The following is a 17,551-nucleotide window of genomic DNA, read 5'->3' as shown; positions in this document are numbered from 1 at the left end:
GCGGATCGATGCGACGCTTCCTGCTGGTCCTGCTGGCGCTCGTCCTGGCGGGGCCCGCGCTCGCCGGCACGCGGATCAAGGACATCGCCACGCTCAAGGGCGTGCGCGACAACCAGCTCTTCGGCTACGGCCTCGTCACCGGCCTGCAGGGCACGGGCGACACGCTGCGCAACGCGCAGTTCACCGAGCAGTCGCTGCAATCGCTGCTGGACCGCCTCGGCATCAACGTGCGCGACGCGCGCCTGCGCACCCGCAACATCGCGGCCGTGATGGTGACCGCCGACCTGCCGCCCTATACCGGCACGGGCTCGCGCATCGACGTCACCGTGACGTCCATGGGCGACGCGACCTCGCTCAGAGGCGGCACCCTGCTGATGACTCCGCTCACCGGCGGCGACGGCCTCGTCTACGCGGCCGCCCAGGGGCCGCTCGCGGTCTCCGGCTTCAACGTGCAGGGGCAGGCCGAGCAGCTGACGCAGGGCGTGCCGACCGCTGGGCGCATCCCGAACGGCGCGCTGATCGAGCGCGAGGTGCCGGGCACGTTCCGCGACCTGCCCGAACTGGTCTTCGAATTGAAGAACCCGGACTTCAAGACCGCGACGCTGGTGGCGGACGCGATCAACACCTGGTCGATGGCCCGCTTCCACCGCCGCATCGCGAGCCCGCGCGACCAGCGCTCGGTGGTGGTGCTGCGCGGGCGCGACGCGACGCAGACCCGACTGGTGGCCGAGATCGGCGACCTGACGATCCAGCCCGACATCCCCGCCAAGGTGGTGGTCGACCAGCGCACCGGCACGGTGGTGATCGGGCGCAACGTGCAGATTTCCACGGTGGCGGTGACCCACGGCAACCTCACGGTCCGGGTCACCGAGACGCCCGAGGTGTCCCAGCCCGCGCCCTTCTCGCGCGGCGAGACCACCGTGGTGCCGCGCACCGAGGTGGCCGCCCGCGAGGAGCAGGGCAAGCTCGCCATCGTGGGCGGCTCGGACCTGCAGACGCTGGTGCGCGGCCTCAACTCGGTCGGCCTGAAGCCCACCGACATCATCGCGATCCTGCAGGCGGTGAAGACCGCCGGCGCCCTCCAGGCGGAGCTGGTGGTGCAATGAGAGCCGCTCTCGCCCTCATCCTCGGCCTGATCGCCGCCCCCGCGGTGGCGGCCGGCGGCGGCGACAAGCCGGACCCGGCGAAAGAGGCCGCCATGAAGGCGCTCGCCATCCGCGACGCGCCCAAGGAGGCGACCGCCCAGGATTACGTGAAGGAGGCGCCCAAGGCCGGCTACTGCGCAGGCATCGCGGACGCCGCCGCCGACGCCCGCTTCGCCTGGCAGAAGGAGCAGCTCTCGGCGCTGGAGCGCGACGTCGAGGCGCGCATCGCCAAGCTCGAGGCCAAGCGCGCCGAGTACGAGGAGTGGCTGGCGCGCCGCAACGCGTTCCTGGCCAAGGCCGACGAGGGGGTGGTGGCGCTCTACGCCAAGATGCGGCCCGACGCCGCCGCGCCCCAGCTCGCCACCATGCCGGAGGACGCGGCCGCCGCGATCCTCTCCAAGCTCAACGCCCGCGCGGCGAGCGCGATCCTCGCCGAGATGGAGGCGGCCCGCGCCGCCGGGCTCGCCCGCAAGATGTCGGATCTCGGCCGCAAGGCGGCCGAGGGCAAGAAGGACGAGAGATCGTGACGCCTCACCTGCGCCTGCCCGCCCGCGCGGCGGGCCTCGCCCTCGTCCTCGCGCTCGGGGCCTGCCAGAACACGCTCGACCCGATCGGCCGGCCGCCCGTGCTCACCCCTGTGGGCGCCGGGCTCACGCCCCCGCGCGAGCCGCTGCCCGTGACCTTCGGGGCCCTGGGGCGGCGCTCGGGCTACCATTCCACCTGGTCGCCGGGCAGCGCCGAGCTGTTCCAGGACCCGCGCGCCCGCAACGTCGGCGACGTGATCACGGTCAACATCGCGATCAACGACAAGGCGCAGTTCGACAACGCCACCGAGCGCTCCCGCCAGCAGAAATCGACGCTGGGCTTCGATTTCGGCTACGGCGTCGGCGCGCTCAAGGACGCGGCCACGGCCGATACCGGCATCCGATCGGGCACCAGCACCAAGGGCGAGGGCACGATCGACCGCAAGGAGACGCTCAGCCTCTCGGTCGCCGCGGTCGTCACCGAGGTCCTGCCCAACGGCAACGTGCTGATCTCGGGCTCGCAGGAGGTCCGCGTCAACAACGAGGTCCGGGTGCTGGCGGTGGCCGGCATCGTGCGCCCGCGCGACATCTCGCGCCGCAACACCATCGACTACGACAAGATCGCGGAGGCCCGCATCTCCTACGGTGGGCGCGGCCGGATCACCGACGTGCAGAACCCCACGCTCGGTCAGCAGATCTTCGAGACCGTGGCGCCGTTCTGAGGATCCCGTCACATGGCCGATGCGAACAAGAAGACGGGCGGCAAGGGCTGGATCGGGGCGCTCGCCCTCGCCACCCTGATCGCGGTCGGCACGGGGGGCGCGCTCGGCGTCTACCTGCTGTCCTCGGTCGAGAAGGCCGTGGACCAGAAGGTGCGCGACGAGCAGGCCAAGCCCGTCGCCGTGCTGAACTACGGGGGCGACCTGACGCTCCGCAGCGTCGGCTCGGTGGTGACGAACCTCGCGGAGCCGGCGGAATCCTGGGTGCGCATCGAGTCCTCGGTCGTGTTCAAGGCCGGCACCGTGCAGAACACGGACGCGACGCTCGCCGAGATCCGGGCCGACCTGCTTGCCTACCTGCGCACCGTCTCGATGGCCCAGATCGAGGGCGCGAGCGGCCTCCAGCACCTGCGCGAGGATCTCAACGAGCGCGTGGCGCTGCGCACCAAGGGCAGCATCCGCGAGCTGATCGTCGAATCCCTGGTGGTGCAATGAGCCGATCGCGACGCTTCTGGGGCGGCCTCGCCGTCCTGGGCCTGACGCTCGCCGCCGCCACGGCCGCGCACGCGCAGGCGGCGGGCGGCGGCGTCACCGGCGTGCCCGCCCTCGACCAGCTCCTGCCCGCCGGCAACGGCGCCGCCTCGGGCCGGATCCTCCAGCTCGTCGCGCTGCTGACCGTGCTGTCGCTGGCGCCGGGGCTGCTCGTGATGATGACGAGCTTCACGCGGTTCGCCGTGGCGCTCTCCTTCCTGCGTTCGGGGCTCGGGCTGCAGAGCACGCCCGCCAACCTGTTCATGGTGTCGCTGGCGCTCTTCATGACCTTCTACGTCATGGCGCCGACCTTCGACCGGGCCTGGAACGAGGGCTTGAAGCCCTTGCAGGAGAACCGGATCACCGAGGAGGAGGCCTATTCCAAGATCGTCGATCCGTTCCGCGAGTTCATGACCGCCCAGGTCCGGCCGAAGGACCTGCAGACCTTCTCGGATCTGGCCAGCCGCAACTTCCCGAAGGCGGAGGCCGGCGAGAAGATCGACCTGCGTATCCTGATCCCGGCCTTCATGATCTCGGAGCTGCGCCGGGGCTTCGAGATCGGCTTCCTGATCGTGCTGCCCTTCCTGGTGATCGACGTGATCGTCTCCACCATCGTGATGTCGATGGGCATGATGATGCTGCCGCCGACCGTGATCTCGCTGCCGTTCAAGGTGCTGTTCTTCATCCTGATCGACGGCTGGAACCTGCTGGTCAGCGGGCTGGTCAGGTCGTTCTTCTGAGGCGCGACGCTCGCCCTCCCCGCAGAGGGGGAGGGTCGATGGCGTCGCGCAATCCCCGCGCAAGGCTGACCCCTCAGACAGGCTCCCGACGCATGTCAGGCCGCCAGCGGGATTGGTGCAGGGATGTCGGGTCGCGAGCAGGCCGAGAGGCTGTGGAGCAACATCATCGAGCTGGGGGCCCGGCGGCTCATCGCCCTGGGGCTCGTCGGCCTTCTCGTCTTCGTCGGCGTGGGGCTCGGCGCCTACTACCTGAGCCGCCCCGCACAGGAGCCGCTCTACACGGGCCTCTCGCGCGAGGATGTCGGCCGCATCGGCGGCGTGCTGAAGGACAACGGTATCCCGTTCGACGTCAGCGCCGACGGCACCGCCGTGATGGTCGCCTACGGCAACACCGCCCAGGCCCGCATGCTCTTGGCCGAGAAGGGCCTGCCGCAGAGCTCCAAGTCCGGCTACGAGCTGTTCAACGACCTCGGCTCGCTCGGCATGACCTCGTTCATGCAGGAGGTGACGCGGGTGCGCGCCCTCGAGGGCGAGCTCGCCCGCACCATCCAGGGCATGAAGGGCGTGCGGGCCGCCCGGGTCCACATCGTGCTGCCAGACCGCGCCTCCTTCCGCCGCGACCAGCAGCCGCCCTCGGCGTCCGTGGTGGTGCGCACCGAGCCCGCCGACGACGTCTCGGGCGCGCAGGCGATCCGCCAGCTCGTGGCCGCGGCGATCCCGGGTCTGAAGGCCGACCGCGTCACCGTGATCGGCTCGGACGGCACCATCCTGATGTCGGGCGACGACAGCAGCCTCGCGCCGACCGGCAAGATGGCGAGCCTGGAGAAGATCGTCAGCCGCGAGGTGCAGGACAACATCCGGCGCACGCTGACTCCCTATCTGGGCACCGGCAATTTCGAGGTCAGCGTCGCGACGCAGCTCAACACCGACAAGACCTCGACCAACGAGACGATCTACAACCCCGACCAGCGGGTCGAGCGCTCGACCCGCTCGGTGCGCGAGAGCGAGAACGCGCAGAACCGCAAATCCGAGCGCCCGGCCACCGCCCAGCAGAACCTGCCCGACCAGCGCGCGCGCTCGGACGGCAACGACACCTCGTCGAACGAGACCTCCAAGAAGGAGGATCTGACGAACTACGAGATCTCCCAGAAGACGATCCAGACGGTGAGCGACGGCTACGCCATCCGCCATCTCTCGGTCGCGGTGCTGGTCAACCGCTCGCGGCTGGCCGCCCAGGCCGGCCAGGACGGCAAGGGCCCGAGCGTCGAGGCGCAGATCGCCGAGATCGAGCAGCTCGTGGCCTCCGCCGCCGGCTTCAGCAAGGAGCGCGGCGACAAGGTGAAGGTCGCCGCCGTCGGCTTCATCAACGACGGCCAGGCCCTGGAGCCGGTGCCGCCGCTCTCGGCCACCGACGTGCTGCTGCGCCAGTCCGGCACCCTGATCAACGCGGCCACCATCCTGGTCGTGGCCGCCCTCCTGATCTGGTTCGGCCTGCGGCCGGCGCTGCGCGCCATCCTGGCGACCCCGGAGGCCGCCCAGACCGAGGTGGCGCAGATCGATGGCACGGCGAACCCGGCGCTCGCCGCCGCCGCGGCCACGCCCGGCGAGGCGGCGCTCAGCCCCCCCGGCGCCGACCCGGCCTCGCTCGCGCCCCCCGCCATGGCGAACCTGATCGAGGACATGGCCCAGACCATGGCCGACAAGATGGAGCGCTCGCCCCAGAAGCGGCTGGAGCAGATGATCGACCTCGACGAGGAGCAGGTCGCCCAGATCCTCAAGCGCTGGCTGATGCGTGAGGAGGCGACCGCGTGAGCGCGATCCTGGCGAGCTTCCTGCCCGACTTCTCCGACGCGCTGGCGGCCGCCCCGGCGGCCCCGCTGCCCGACCCGACCCCGGCGCCCTGGATCCCCGCGCGGGTCGTCCGGGCGAACCGGCCCGAGCCGGAGCCCCGCGCCGCGGCGCAGGCGGCCGGCGCGACGCCGGAAGCCGCGGACGAGCCGGCGGCCGATGCCGCGGAGGAGCGCCAGCGCGAGCGGGCGGACGAACGGGCGGCAGAGCCCGCCCTCCACCACGCGCCGATCCAGCCGGCGCCGCTCCAGCCCATGACCGTGCCGGAGGCCCTGAACGCGCTGCAGGCGCTGGTGGGTCAGCCCGCGGCCCGGGAGATGCTGGAGGCTCGTTTCCCTGCCCGGCCGGCGCCGCAAGTCCCCTCCTGGCAAGCACCGTCCCGGGACGTCCCGCCCCGGTCCCCGGCCGAGGTGATCCCGCTTGTGCCCCAGGCCGCCGCGGACCCCTTCGCCAATCCCTGGTCCGGCCTGAAGCGCTCGGCCCCGGCCGCCGCCCCTGAGCCCGTCGAGACGCCCGAGGAGCGCGCGGCCCGCCTGGAGGAGGCCGAGGCGCGCGGCAGGGCGGAGGGCCACGCGCAGGGCCTCGCCGAGGCGCGGGCCGAGGCCGAGGCGGCAATGGCCGCCGAGCGGGAGTCCTTCGCGGCGCAGCTCGCGGCGGAGCGGGCCCGCTGGAGCGAGAGCGAGGCCGAGCAACTGGCCGCGGGCTTCGCGGCGGCTTTGCGCGCCCTCGACGCGGATCTGACCCGACGCATCGGCCGGCTGCTGGTGCCGGTGCTCACCGATGCCCTGCGGCGGCGCGCCGTGGACGACCTCGCGCAGGCGCTGGCCAAGCTCACCGCCGACCCGAACCACGCGGCGATCCGGGTGAGCGGGCCCGAGGACCTGCTGGCGGCGCTGAGCCACAGGCTCGGGCCTCAGGCCGCCGGGATCGCCTTCGCGCCGGGCGCGGCGCCCGAGGTCTCGGTCGTGGCCGACCAGACCGTGATCGAGACGCAGCTCGCGGCCTGGACCCGCCTGCTGGCCGCGGCCGCGGCAGATCCGGCGGCGGATGGGGCGGCGGAGAGCTGAGATGTCCGAGGGCCACCAGGAAATCATCATCATCAAGCGCCACGGCGACCACGAGGACGGTCACCACGGCGGCGCTTGGAAGATCGCGCTCGCCGACTTCATGACGGCGATGATGGCGCTGTTCCTGGTGATGTGGCTGATCAACTCGACCAGCAAGGCACAGAAGCAGTCGATCGCCGAGTACTTCAACCCGGTGAAGCTCGCCGAGGTCACGCACGACCGCAAGGGCCTCTCCGACCCGCAGGACGCGCCCTCCGACCCGGCGAGCGCGGGCGGCGGCAAGGCCGATGCCGAGGGCAAGGGGGACGGCGAGGGCAAGGGCGAGGGCAAGGGTCCGGACAAGGGCCAGCCGGCGCCCCCCGGCAGCCGCGCCCGCGAATCCGCCCTGTTCCAGGACCCCTACGCGGTGCTGGCCAAGCTCGCGGCCGAGGGCGAGCGCTCCGAGGTGGCGAGCGCCGACGCCTCCGCGCAGGACGGCGGCCTGCCGGGCATCAGCGGCGGCGAGGCCGCGCGCGACCCGTTCGACCCGCTCTACTGGCAGACCGAGGCCCTGCCGAAGGCCCGGAGCGCGCAACCCGGCAAGGTCGATACCGTGGCGCGGGCGCCGAGCGAGACCCGGCTCGACGCGCGGGCGCAGTCGATGAAGGACGGCAAGGATCCGGCCAAGGATCCGAAGGCCCCGGCCAAGCCGCTGCAGGTGGCCTCCGCCGACGCGGCCCTGCCGGCCGCCGTGAGGGACGCCCTCGGCCCGGTCCGCCCGAAGGCCGCCGAGAAGGCGCCGGACGCGAAGGACGCGCAGCAGGAAGCGGCCCTGCCCCCTGCCAAGGAGATCGCCAAGGAGCCCGTGAAGGAACCCGTGAAGGACGCGCCGAAGGACGAGGCCGCCGACCCGAGGGCGGGCGAGACTGCCGCGATGGCCGAGATCAAGGCGGAGATCGCCCGCGCCGTGCAGCCGGCCGGCACCCGCGCCCCGGCGCCCCGGGTCGAGGTGCGCCGGACGGGGGAGGGGGTGCTGATCAGCGTCACCGACGAGATCAACTTCAGCATGTTCGAGATCGGCTCGGCCGAGCCCGCCCCGAAGGTGGTGCGGGCGCTCGAGCGCATCGCCAAGATCCTGAACGCCCGGCCCGGCCGGATCGTGGTGCGCGGCCACACGGACGGGCGCCCGTTCCGCTCGGAGACCTACGACAACTGGCGCCTGTCCTCGGCCCGCGCCCAGATGGCCTCCTACGCGCTGGTGCGCGCCGGCCTCGACGAGGGGCGCCTGGAGCGCATCGAGGGCTACGCCGACCGCCAGCCCCGCAACCCCGACCCGAAGGCCGCCGAGAACCGCCGCATCGAGATCCTGCTCCGGGGCCAGCCGGAATGAGGAGACACGCGCAACATCTCCCTCCCCCCGCAGCGGGGCGCCTCGCCGCACTCCTCCTCGCCCTCCTCCTCGCCGCGCCGGCGCTGGCGGCCGGGGGCGGGCACGGGGCCGAGCCCCCGAAGCCCATCGAGCCGCTGCCGGTGGCCCCCCGCGGCCTGCCGGTGGAGCTGGTGCGCACCCTGCAACTGCTGCAGGACCGCATCGCCCGCGGATCGACCCAGGCCCACGCCGCCCAGCGCCAGCTCCTGGTGCATATCGAGAGCCGCTTCCTCGCCCTGGAGCCCGAGACCTGGGCCGAGCCGGCGAACGCGCGGGCCTGCGTCGCCTTCGCGCTTGCGGGCGGTGGGCCCGCGGTGCTCCGGCGGATGCTCGACGGGGGCAAGCTCGGCGAAACGGAGGTGCCGCTGGTGTTCGGCGCCCTGGCCTATGTGGAGGGCCGGGAGAAGGAGGCGCGCACGCTTCTCGCCAAGTTCGACGCCCGGGAGATGCCCCCGAGCCTGGCCGGCCAGCTCGCCCTGACGCAGGCCGCCCTCACCGTGCGGGACGCCCCGCGCCGGGCGCTGGAGCTCTTGGCCCAGGCGCGGCTGCTCGCGCCCGGCACCCTGGTGGAGGAGGGGGCGCTGCGCCGCGAGATCTTCGTGGTGGCGCAAGGGGGCGACGCTCAGCGCTTCGAGGCCCTGTCGATCCAGTACCTGCGCCGCTTCCGCCGCTCGGTCTACGCGGGCAATTTCCGCCAGCGCTTCGCCGCGGCGCTGACCCGGCTCGACTTCGGCAGCGACGGCGCGCGGGACGCGCGGCTCGCCCGCATGCTCGACGAGATCGAGCCGGAGGGACGGCGCGACCTCTACCTGCTGGTCGCCCGGGCCGGGCTCGACCAGGGCCGCCGCGGCACCGCCCTGTTCGCGGCCGAGCGCGCGGCCGGCCTCGCCGAGCCGGATTCGGCCGCCTCCGCCCAGGCCCGGCTCTACCGCGCGGCGGCGCTCGTCGTCATCGACGGGCGCCTCGACGAGAGCCTCGAGGCGCTCAGGGGCATCGACCGGGGCCAGCTCGGCGAGGCGGACGCGCGCCTCCTCGACGAGGCGCTCTCGGCCGCCAGCCAGATCCGCATCCCCGCGCAAGCCGGCGCCGCCAAGCCCGCGCCCGCGCCGGCCGGGCCGCGCGCGCTGCCCGAGGCCGCCGCGATCGGCCGGGCCCAGGAGGCGCTGGCGCGCATCGACCGCCTGATGGACGACAGGAGCGACCCGTGACCGCCCTCGACGCCCTGCTGCCCGGCCCCCGGCAGCGTCCCGATCCGGCCCCGAAGAGCGAGGCGCCCGCGCGCGACGAGGCCGGGCCAAAGGATTCCGGCCGGGATCCCAAGGACCGCGCCACGGACCGCACCGCGGATTTCGGCCGGGAGCTCGGCCGCCTGGAACGGCCGCAGGGCCGCGGCGCCCGCGACGGTCGCGCCGCAGCGGCGGACGACGCCCCGGCCGAAGTCCCGCCGGAGGAGGCGACCGAGCGCCCGCTCGGCGCACCCGTCGCGGAGCCGGCCGCCGATCCGCAGGCGGCGTTGCGGGCGCTGATCGGCGCGGTCCAGGAGTCGGCCCTGGGGATCGCGCAGCAGCAGGCCTCAGACCAGGGGACCGCGCAGGGCATCCCAGCAACGAGCGCCGGGGCCGCCGCTCAGATCGCCCCAGGACAGCTCCTCGTGTCGGCGCTCCCGGTGCAGGCGCCGGGAACGGGCGTCCCGGCAGATCTCACCGCCCTGGCCGAGCGCGCCGCGCGCCGCGCCGCGCCGGCCGTCCCGCTGGCCGAGCGGCCGACGCTCGCGGTCCTGGTGCAGGAGACGCATTTCGCGCCGGTCGGCGCCGGGACCTCGCCGGCGGGACCGCTCGCCGGCCCGGTCGCAGCGGCCGTGCCGAACACTCCCGCCGCGCGGCAAGCCGCGCAGCAAGCCGCGGCCGACACCCTCGCGAACGTCCCGGCCCTGCCCGGGGCGGGCACCATCCGCGCCACGGCCACCGAGGCGGGCGGTGCTCCAGCCCCGAAATCCCCGGGAGCCGGGCCGGGCGAGGCGCAGGCCAGGCAGGCTGCCACCGCAGCGGCCGCCGGGGCCGCGCTCCCGGCCGCGCCGGCCTCCGGATCGACAGTCCCGCCCCCCGCCGCGGCGGCCCCCGCGGCTGCGGCGTCCGCGGCTGCGGCGTCGACCGCGCCCGCGCCCATCGCGGCAGCCGCCGCTCCGGCCGGCGGCAGCGATCGCGCGGCGCCGGCCCGCGGGGCGGAGCGGCCAGCCGCCGGTACCGGACCCGCGGCCCGCACGGTGCCGGCCGGCGGCGAGCCCGTGGCGGCGGACGCCCGGGCCGGCACGGCGCCGGCCTCGGCGCGGACGCCCGGCCAGGATGCAGGCGCAGCGGGCAGCGAGGGCGGGGCCCGCGACCCGGCCCCGGGCGAGGTCGACGAGGCCGCCCCGGTCCCGGGCGCGGCGGGCGGTCAGGCCGGGCTGCCGGCCGCGACCTTGCGCCAGCTCGCCCAGGCGATCGCCGCGGAGGCACCGGCCGCTGCTGCGTCCGCACAGGCGGCGCGGCCCGGCCCGCTGACCGAGGGTCCGCTGCGGCTCCTCACGATCCAGCTCCAGCCCGGTGATCTCGGCACGGTGACGGTGCGGATGCGCCTGCAGGAGGGCCGGCTGGAGATCGGCCTGGAAACGGGCCGGCGCGACACCGCCGAGTTGCTGCGCCGCGACGGCGGTGCCCTGACCGATCTCCTGCGCGGGGCCGGCTACCAGACCGATCTCGTCGCCATCCAGGCGGGCGGGGCGGAGCTGTCGGGCGGCCAGCCAGGTCCGGGCCAGGGCGCCGGGCAAGGCGCCGGACAAGGCGCTGGACAAGGAGCCGGGCAGGGGAACCAGGCTGCCCCGGGCCGCGGCCAGCCGGGCTTCCCGGCGGAAGGCGGCCAGAACGGCGGCCAGGGGGGGGAGGGGCGCAACCCCGACCAGAGCGCCCGGCGCGGCACCGGGGTACCCCGGAACGGGGAGGGGGGACATGAGCCGTATCCTGACGCGCGCGATCGTCGCGGCCTGTACCTTTAGCCTCTGCGGCGCGCCGGCCGGCGCCACCGCGCCGACGCCCTCCGTCCCGAGCGCCACGGCTTCGGCCGCCGACGTTCCGGTCCCGGCCGCGCCCAGCCGCGTCTGCGAGCAGCAGATGGCGCAGGCCGCCGCCAAGCACGGGGTGCCGCTCGGGATGCTCTATGCCGTGGGGCTGACCGAGAGCGGCAAGCGCGGCTCGCTGCAGCCCTACGCGATGAACATCGGCGGCCGGGCCTATTTCGGCACCGGTCCGGCCGACGTGCTGCGCAAGCTCGGCGAGGCGCAGGCGGCCGGCACCCGGCTGGTCGATCTTGGCTGCATGCAGATCAACCACCACTATCACCGGGCGAAGTTCCCCTCGCTCGAGGCGATGATCGACCCGCGCCAGAACGTCGAGTACGCCACCCGCTTCCTGAAGGAGCTGAAGGAGCGCGAGGGCAGCTGGACGCTGGCGGTGGCGCGCTACCATGCGGGCCCCAACAACAATCCGGCCCAGAAGCTCTATGTCTGCCGGGTGATCACCAACATGGTCGCCACCGGCTTCGGCAGCTGGACGCCCGGCGCGAAGACGTTCTGCCAGTAAGGGTGGGCGGGGAAGCGCGTTAGCCTTTCCGCACGGCGAGCACGTGGGCGACGATCGCGTTGGCGTGGCCGTGGCCCATCCCGTGGCCGCTCTTCAGCATCGCCACCAGATCCATGTGCTTGGCGGGGAGATGATCGCGGACGATCCGCTCCCATTCCGCGATCGGGCGGCCGTACCGCTTCTCGATGGAGGGGAAGTACGACGCGGGACCCTTGACGGGTTCGGTGGACACGACGGGACTGTCTCCTCTGGATCCGACCGGCGTCAGCTTCAGCCCAAACCGCGCCGCCGGCAACCTGCATCCATGAGCCCGCACGCCACGTCCGCCGACGCCTCCACCGGCTGGAAAGCGGCCCGGCCAGGCGGTACGACGGTGCGGTGCCGGCAGCGAATCGGGTCCATCCCGGATCCCGCGCTGGCGACAAGCTCCTGCGCGGCTCACGCGTCCCCATTCTGCGGCCTTCGGGTTTGGACCGATGACGGCAACGAGCACCACCGCGGCGGAACTCACCGTCATGATCTCCGGAGGTTTCGCGCTCGCCTACCAAGAGGTCGTGCCGGCGTTCGAGCGCGCGACGGGCATCGCGGTCACGACGCTGTCGGGGGCCTCGCAGGGGACCGGGCCGAAGACCATCCGCGCCCAGCTCGACCGCGGTACGCATGTCGACGTCGTGATCCTCTCGAACGAAGGCCTGCACGCGCTGGTCGAGGCCGGTCTGATCGTGGAAGGCTCACCGGTCGAGCTGGCCACCGCGCCCCTCGCGGCGGCCGTACGCGCGGGCACGCGCAGGCCGGATATCGGCTCCGTCGAGGCGCTGACGCGCACCCTGCTGGAGGCCCGTCTCGTCGTGATGCCGGGCAGCACCAGCGGCCTCTTCATCTTGAACGAGGTCCTTCCAAGGCTCGGCATCGCCGGCACCGTCCGGTCGAAGGTCTTTCCGAGAGGCACGGAATCCGCGGCCGCGCTCGCTGCGGGGGAGGCCGACATCGCGCTCGGGCCCATCAGCGAGCTGGTGAACATCGCCGGGATCGAGCCGGTGGGCCCGCTCCCCGATGCGGTCCAGCTCGTCCAGACGTTCACCGCCGCCATCACACGGTCGTCGCGCGATCCGGAGGCGGCAGCGCTGCTGACGGGCTTCCTCGGCTCGGATCAAACCACGGCCGCGATCCAGGCGATGGGAATGGAGCCGGTCCGGGATCGCGCGGCGCCGTAGGATCGTTCAGGGTCGGAAGCGAGGTTGAGCGCCGACACCGAAGGTCAGACCCTAACCCGGCCGCAGGCCGCCGGTTCAGGCACCGTGCAGTCATGCGGAAGCTGCATGCCGGGTCTGAGGCATGTGGTATACCAGAAGCGCGCGTGCAGTGCGATATAAGCCTCATCGCAGCGCACCACAGGACGCCTTCCGATGACCCTCCTCGCCGCTCTCGCTCTTCTCCCCTTCGCCGCCGCCGTCCACGTCTCGCTCGTGATCGCCCTGGCCAAGACCTTCGACGGCGACGCGCAGAATGCCGGCACGGCCGGTGCCGTCCCGACGCTCGCCTGATCCGCCACACGGCCGCCCCGCGCGGCCGGACAACGATCCACCTTAAGACGATGCAGCCCGCCCGGTTCCCCGCGGCGGGCTTTGTCGTGTCCGGACCCGGCCGATCGATCGGGAGGCGCCCGCCTTCTACCCGACGTAGACGTAGCCCATGTAGCGCTTGGCCTCGATCGGGTCGTAGCCGAGGCGCTGGCTGAGCTTCTTGCGCAGCTTGCTCACGTGGCCCTCGACCACGCTCTCCTCGACGCCGTTGCTGTAGACGCCGTAGATCACGTTGAAGACCTGCGCCTTGGTCAGCCGCCGGCCGCGGTTGCGCACGAGGTATTCGAGGATGTGCCGCTCGCGCCTGGGCAGGGGCAGGGGCTCGCCGTCCACCTCCGGGTCGCGCCCGTCGAAGAACACCCGCAGGCGCTCCGGCCGGGCCGGGGCCTCGGCGCCCGGCGCCGCCGGAAGCACGCCGCCGTTCACCCGGCGCCAGATCGCCTCCGAGCGGGCCAGGATCTCGCGCACGTGCACGGGCTTGGGGAGCACGTCGTCGATGCCGGCGTCGAACAGGACGAGGGTCTGTTCCAGGGAGCGCTGGTCGGCGAGCGCGATGATCGGCGCGCGGGAGTGCTTGCGGATGATCCCGGCGCATTTCGCCCGGTCCTCGAAATCGCCGAGCAGGAAGCCCTGGACCGCGTCGAGGTCGCCGCGCGAGGCGGTCTGCAGCCAGCCGGTGAACTCCTCCGGCGAGAGCCCGAAGGCCGACACCCCCTCGCGGTCGAAGCTCGCCGCGTAACCGGCGTTCACCGATTCCCTGGCATCCACCAAGCAGTACATCCGCCCCAATCCCCGGTGTTCAGCGGATCTTCCCCGACCGTCGCGACACCGCATCTTCTAGATATGCGGCGATATACAACCGAAAATTGTATGGCGCAATTATGTCGGCCGTCCCCGCTCCCCCCGGATTCTTGAGACGCGCTGCGCGATTCCTGAGATGTTTCGTCCTGGGCCGCAGGTCAACGCCGCCACGGGACAGCGCGCGCACTTTTCGGCCGGTGTTGCGGATATGCCGGAAGACTACGCAGATCTTCTGCCCAGCGCGCCATCCCGCGGCGCGGGAACACCGTTGCCGGAGGGACGTCCGGGCGACATCCCGGAGCGGCCACGGCAAGGCCTCAGGCGCGGGCGCGCTCCAGGCGCGCGTCGGAGAGGGCGCGGGCCAGCACGTCGGGCGAGAAGGGCGGCTCGGCCTCGGCGAGGATCCGCTGGATCGCCACGCCCGCGAAGTAGCCGTCGAGGACGAGCTTGAAGAACACCGTCACGGGCTTCGTCACGAACTCCATGTCGAGAACGACCTGGAGCGAGCGGCCCCAGGCGAGCGTCACGTCGGCGGCGTCCGCGTAGGCCAGCGTCGCGTCCTTGAAGAAGGGTTCGGCCGAGGAGGCGACGAGGTCGGCGATGTTGCCGTGGTGCTCTCCCCGAACCCAGCCGATCAGCACGCCGCCGTCGAGCAGGCACAGCTCGGCGATGAAGTCGCGCAGCTCCTCGGCGAAGACCTGCTCGGAGGCCGCGATCACGTCGGCCGGGGCGGTCCGGCCGAGGGCCGGGTCGTAGGCCTGGGGGATCATCGGGGCCTCGCGAACAGGAAGAAGAGGATCTGGGCGACCGCCCGGTAGAACTCGGCCGGGATCGTCTGATCCACCTGCACAGCATCGTACAGGGACCTTGCGAGAGGCTTGTCCTCGATCACCGCGATGCCGTTCTCCTCGGCGATGGCGCGGATGCGCAGGGCGATCAGGTCCTGGCCCTTGGCCACAACCAGGGGGGCGGGGTTCTCGCTGGGCTCGTAGCGGAGCGCCACGGCGAAGTGGGTCGGGTTGGCGATGATCACGGTGGCGCGGGGGACGGCGGCCAGCATGCGGTTGCGCGAGCGGTCCTGGGCGAGCGAGCGCAGGCGCGCCTTCACGGTCGGGTCACCCTCGGACTGCTTGTGCTCGTCCTTGACGTCCTGCACCGACATCCGCAGCGAGCGCTGCCAGCGCAGCCGCGCCCAGACGAGGTCGCCCGCCACGATCACGATGGTGGCGATCGACACCGCCGAGACGAGGCGGATCGAGATGGTGAGGATCAGCTCCGGCAGCTGGCTCGGATCGACGAACATGGCATTCACGGCTTTCTGCCGCTCCGAGCGCAGGAGCAGGACGACCACCAGACTGACACCGAGGACTTTAAGGACAGATTTCAGGAACTCGACTTGACCCGAGCGCCCGAAGATCCGCCCGAAGCCCGAGGCCGGCGAGACGTTGCTCCACTTCGGCAGGATCCGCTCCGCGACGAGGCGCGGGACGTTCTGCAGGATCGAGGCGGAGAGGCCGCAGGCGGCGAGCAGGAGGAGGAAGGGCAGGAGGAAGCGGGCGGTGGCGCCCGCGACCGCCTGGAGCAGCAGCGCCACGTCCCCCGCGCTGTCCAGCGCGAAGCCGCGCGGATGATCGAAGAAGGGCGCGAGATCCCGCGCGAGCTGGGCGGCCTGTCCCCGCGCGAACAGGCTGAGCCCGATCAGGAGCCCGAGGACGGAGGCGAAGACCGGCGCCTCCCGCGAGAACGGGATGTTGCCCTTGTCGAGCGCCTCGCGCACGCGGCGCTCGGTCGGGGCCTCGGTCTTGCTCTCGTGGTCGACGTCCTCAGCCATGCGGGCGGTCGGCGGTTACAGGTCCCACGCGGGATCGGCGCCCGGGTCCCGCGCCGGAACAGGAGGCAAGCTCCCGCCCGAATGGCGCCAGCGCGGCTGCGCGCCGGCGCAGGCCAGGTTGCGCAGCCTGCGTGACCTTGGCTGCGTGCGCCGGATCCCGTTCGGTCCGGGCACCGGACCGAGCGCACCAGGGGAAGCTGGAGCCGATCGGGCGCCGATCGGATCTAGCGGATGAGCGCATCGCCACCGCCCTCCTCCGGGTTGATCTCGATCTCGCCGCGGCTCGCCATGTCCATGGCCAGATCCGTGATGGAGCGGCGCGCCTCCATGACGTCGCGCTGGGCCGCCGGCTCGCCGCCGTTCAGCTCGTGCTCGACCATGCGCTTCACGCGCGCCGAGAGCGCCGACAGGATGACGCCCCGGAACTCCGCGTCCGTGCCCTTGAGGGCCAGGACGAGGCGGTCGTTGGGCACCGCGTCGAACAGGGTGGTGCGGGCGCGCGGCGCCAGCTTGACGATGTCGTCGAAGGTGAAGAGCAGGCCCTTGAGGATCTCGACCGATTTCGGGCGCGCGTCGGCGAGCGCCGCGAGCGCCTCGTCCATCTGGGCCCGGTCCATCTTGTTGATGATGTCGGCCATCTTGGCGTGGGTGTCGGCGCCGGAATTGCGCGCGCCGTTGGCCATGAAGTCCTCGAGCAGGGCGCGCTCCAGCATGGACAGGATCTCGTCGTCCACGGGCTTGAAGCTCAGCATGCGGCGCATCAGCGTGTTGCGCAGCGGCGCCGGCAGCTGGCTCATCACCTTGGCGGCCACCGCCGGCTTGATGCGCGAGAGGATCAGTGCCCCGGTCTGGGGATGCTCCTTCACGAGGTAGCTCGCCAGCACGCTCTCGGAGGCCGCCGACATGCGCTCCCAGACCGAGCGGGCGCCGTTGCCGCGCACCTCGGATAGCAGCTCGGAGAGCTGCTCGGCGGGGATCAGGCCGGTGAGGAGCTTCTCGACCTCCTGCACGGTGCCGACGAGGCTCGCCCCGCTGGCGAACTCGACAGCGAAGGATTCGATCACGCCGTCGAGCTGGTCCGGGCTGACCGCACCGAGTTGCACCGCCGAGCGCGTGATGCGCCGGATCTCGTCGGGCTCGAAATACTTGAGCAGACGGCCGGCGGCCGGCTTGCCCATGGCGAGCAGCAGGGTGGCGACGCGGTCGACCGGCGCGAGCTGGCGCCCCGCCCCGCGCGAGGGCAGCGCGGAGGCCGGCACCGCCAGGGGCGGCACGGGTGGGGCCAGGGCAGGTGCTGCCAGGGGAGCTGCCGCCACGGTTGCGGCCTCAGGCGGCCGGGGCGGAATCGGCCGGGCCGACCACCTCGGTCAGCGAGACGCCGAAGCGGGAGGAATCCTCCTCGACGATGACGATCTCGCCGCGGGCGACGACGCGGCCGTTGACCATCACGTCGACGGGCTCGCCGACCCGGTGGTCGAGGGGCACCACGGCGCCGCGGCCGAGCTTCATCAGGTTGGCGACCGGCATGGTGGCCGAGCCCAGTACCACCTGCACCAGGACGGGGATGCGCAGGATCGAATCGAGGTTGCGCCCGTCGCCGACGCGGGGCTCGGCGGCCGCGAAAGGAGTCTCGGTGTCGGGGAAGGGGCTGGTGCTCATCGGGGACTCGGGGGCGTGGACCGTGCGGCGATGGCGGTTCTAGCGGGCCTGGCTGATGCGAGGCTGTCGCTGGCTCGTGGG

General features: G+C 72.9%; 19 protein-coding genes. 13 read left to right on the top strand and 6 right to left on the bottom strand.

What is annotated here, in order from left to right:
* Positions 1 to 8 precede the first annotated feature (8 nt).
* From flgI to DK427_RS19335, 11 genes are all read left to right on the top strand, one after another.
* Complete coding sequence (flgI, locus tag DK427_RS19385; protein ID WP_109954274.1) at positions 9 to 1,106, top strand: flagellar basal body P-ring protein FlgI; 1,098 nt, start codon at positions 9 to 11, stop codon at positions 1,104 to 1,106.
* The gene (locus DK427_RS19380; protein WP_109952686.1) at positions 1,103 to 1,672 is read left to right on the top strand and encodes a MotE family protein; all 570 of its coding nucleotides are present in this window, start codon (positions 1,103 to 1,105) and stop codon (positions 1,670 to 1,672) included. The genes flgI and DK427_RS19380 overlap by 4 nt, the downstream gene beginning before the upstream one ends.
* Positions 1,669 to 2,391 (top strand): flagellar basal body L-ring protein FlgH, encoded by a 723-nt coding sequence (flgH, locus tag DK427_RS19375; RefSeq protein WP_245930637.1) that lies wholly within the window; start codon positions 1,669 to 1,671, stop codon positions 2,389 to 2,391. Before DK427_RS19380 ends, flgH begins: the two co-directional genes overlap by 4 nt.
* Before the next feature lie 12 nt (positions 2,392 to 2,403).
* On the top strand, positions 2,404 to 2,883 hold the full coding sequence (locus DK427_RS19370) for a flagellar basal body-associated FliL family protein (protein ID WP_109952685.1): 480 nt from the start codon (positions 2,404 to 2,406) through the stop codon (positions 2,881 to 2,883).
* Positions 2,880 to 3,659: a flagellar type III secretion system pore protein FliP gene (gene fliP, locus DK427_RS19365; protein ID WP_109952684.1), complete on the top strand. Its 780-nt coding sequence runs from the start codon at positions 2,880 to 2,882 to the stop codon at positions 3,657 to 3,659. Before DK427_RS19370 ends, fliP begins: the two co-directional genes overlap by 4 nt.
* 123 nt (positions 3,660 to 3,782) lie before the next feature.
* The gene (gene fliF, locus DK427_RS19360; protein ID WP_109952683.1) at positions 3,783 to 5,471 is read left to right on the top strand and encodes a flagellar basal-body MS-ring/collar protein FliF; all 1,689 of its coding nucleotides are present in this window, start codon (positions 3,783 to 3,785) and stop codon (positions 5,469 to 5,471) included.
* Positions 5,468 to 6,574: a hypothetical protein gene (locus DK427_RS19355; RefSeq protein WP_109952682.1), complete on the top strand. Its 1,107-nt coding sequence runs from the start codon at positions 5,468 to 5,470 to the stop codon at positions 6,572 to 6,574. The genes fliF and DK427_RS19355 overlap by 4 nt, the downstream gene beginning before the upstream one ends.
* A 1-nt stretch (position 6,575) precedes the next feature.
* Positions 6,576 to 7,943 (top strand): MotB family protein, encoded by a 1,368-nt coding sequence (locus tag DK427_RS19350; RefSeq protein ID WP_109952681.1) that lies wholly within the window; start codon positions 6,576 to 6,578, stop codon positions 7,941 to 7,943.
* On the top strand, positions 7,940 to 9,190 hold the full coding sequence (locus tag DK427_RS19345; RefSeq protein WP_109952680.1) for a chemotaxis protein MotC: 1,251 nt from the start codon (positions 7,940 to 7,942) through the stop codon (positions 9,188 to 9,190). The genes DK427_RS19350 and DK427_RS19345 overlap by 4 nt, the downstream gene beginning before the upstream one ends.
* Positions 9,187 to 11,013, top strand: coding sequence for a flagellar hook-length control protein FliK (fliK, locus tag DK427_RS19340; protein ID WP_109952679.1), 1,827 nt, complete (start codon positions 9,187 to 9,189; stop codon positions 11,011 to 11,013). The genes DK427_RS19345 and fliK overlap by 4 nt, the downstream gene beginning before the upstream one ends.
* Positions 10,967 to 11,596, top strand: a complete 630-nt coding sequence (locus tag DK427_RS19335; RefSeq protein WP_204165194.1) for a lytic transglycosylase domain-containing protein — start codon at positions 10,967 to 10,969, stop codon at positions 11,594 to 11,596. The genes fliK and DK427_RS19335 overlap by 47 nt, the downstream gene beginning before the upstream one ends.
* 19 nt (positions 11,597 to 11,615) lie before the next feature.
* Here the strand turns inward: DK427_RS19335 and DK427_RS19330 are convergent, their stop codons facing one another.
* Entirely contained in the window at positions 11,616 to 11,828 is a 213-nt protein-coding gene (locus DK427_RS19330; protein ID WP_109952678.1) for a DUF4287 domain-containing protein, read from the bottom strand.
* Positions 11,829 to 12,072: 244 nt separating this feature from the next.
* Here DK427_RS19330 and DK427_RS19325 point away from each other — a divergent pair, with 244 nt between their 5' ends.
* Both DK427_RS19325 and DK427_RS26770 read left to right on the top strand, forming a co-directional pair.
* On the top strand, positions 12,073 to 12,810 hold the full coding sequence (locus tag DK427_RS19325) for a substrate-binding domain-containing protein (RefSeq protein ID WP_109952677.1): 738 nt from the start codon (positions 12,073 to 12,075) through the stop codon (positions 12,808 to 12,810).
* 192 nt (positions 12,811 to 13,002) lie between these two features.
* The gene (locus tag DK427_RS26770; RefSeq protein ID WP_197430751.1) at positions 13,003 to 13,140 is read left to right on the top strand and encodes a hypothetical protein; all 138 of its coding nucleotides are present in this window, start codon (positions 13,003 to 13,005) and stop codon (positions 13,138 to 13,140) included.
* A gap of 126 nt (positions 13,141 to 13,266) precedes the next feature.
* On the opposite strand, the gene DK427_RS19320 is transcribed toward DK427_RS26770, so the two are convergent.
* The 5 genes from DK427_RS19320 to fliN form a co-directional block, all read right to left on the bottom strand.
* Positions 13,267 to 13,959 carry a response regulator transcription factor gene (locus DK427_RS19320; protein WP_109952676.1) on the bottom strand — a complete coding sequence of 231 codons (693 nt, stop codon included), beginning with the start codon at positions 13,957 to 13,959 and terminating at the stop codon, positions 13,267 to 13,269.
* A gap of 338 nt (positions 13,960 to 14,297) precedes the next feature.
* A complete protein-coding gene (locus tag DK427_RS19315; RefSeq protein WP_245930636.1) occupies positions 14,298 to 14,750 on the bottom strand; it encodes a hypothetical protein in 453 nt (150 codons plus the stop codon).
* A complete protein-coding gene (gene flhB / locus DK427_RS19310; RefSeq protein ID WP_109952675.1) occupies positions 14,747 to 15,811 on the bottom strand; it encodes a flagellar biosynthesis protein FlhB in 1,065 nt (354 codons plus the stop codon). Before flhB ends, DK427_RS19315 begins: the two co-directional genes overlap by 4 nt.
* A gap of 224 nt (positions 15,812 to 16,035) precedes the next feature.
* The gene (locus DK427_RS19305) at positions 16,036 to 17,070 is read right to left on the bottom strand and encodes a flagellar motor switch protein FliG (RefSeq protein ID WP_109954272.1); all 1,035 of its coding nucleotides are present in this window, start codon (positions 17,068 to 17,070) and stop codon (positions 16,036 to 16,038) included.
* A gap of 67 nt (positions 17,071 to 17,137) precedes the next feature.
* Entirely contained in the window at positions 17,138 to 17,470 is a 333-nt protein-coding gene (gene fliN / locus DK427_RS19300; RefSeq protein WP_109952674.1) for a flagellar motor switch protein FliN, read from the bottom strand.
* Positions 17,471 to 17,551: the final 81 nt, after the last annotated feature.

The organism is Methylobacterium radiodurans, from assembly GCF_003173735.1.
In the GTDB taxonomy this organism is placed as follows: domain Bacteria; phylum Pseudomonadota; class Alphaproteobacteria; order Rhizobiales; family Beijerinckiaceae; genus Methylobacterium; species Methylobacterium radiodurans.
The sequence above is the reverse complement of the archived record's forward strand: the minus strand, read 5'-3'. Positions and strand labels throughout refer to the sequence as shown.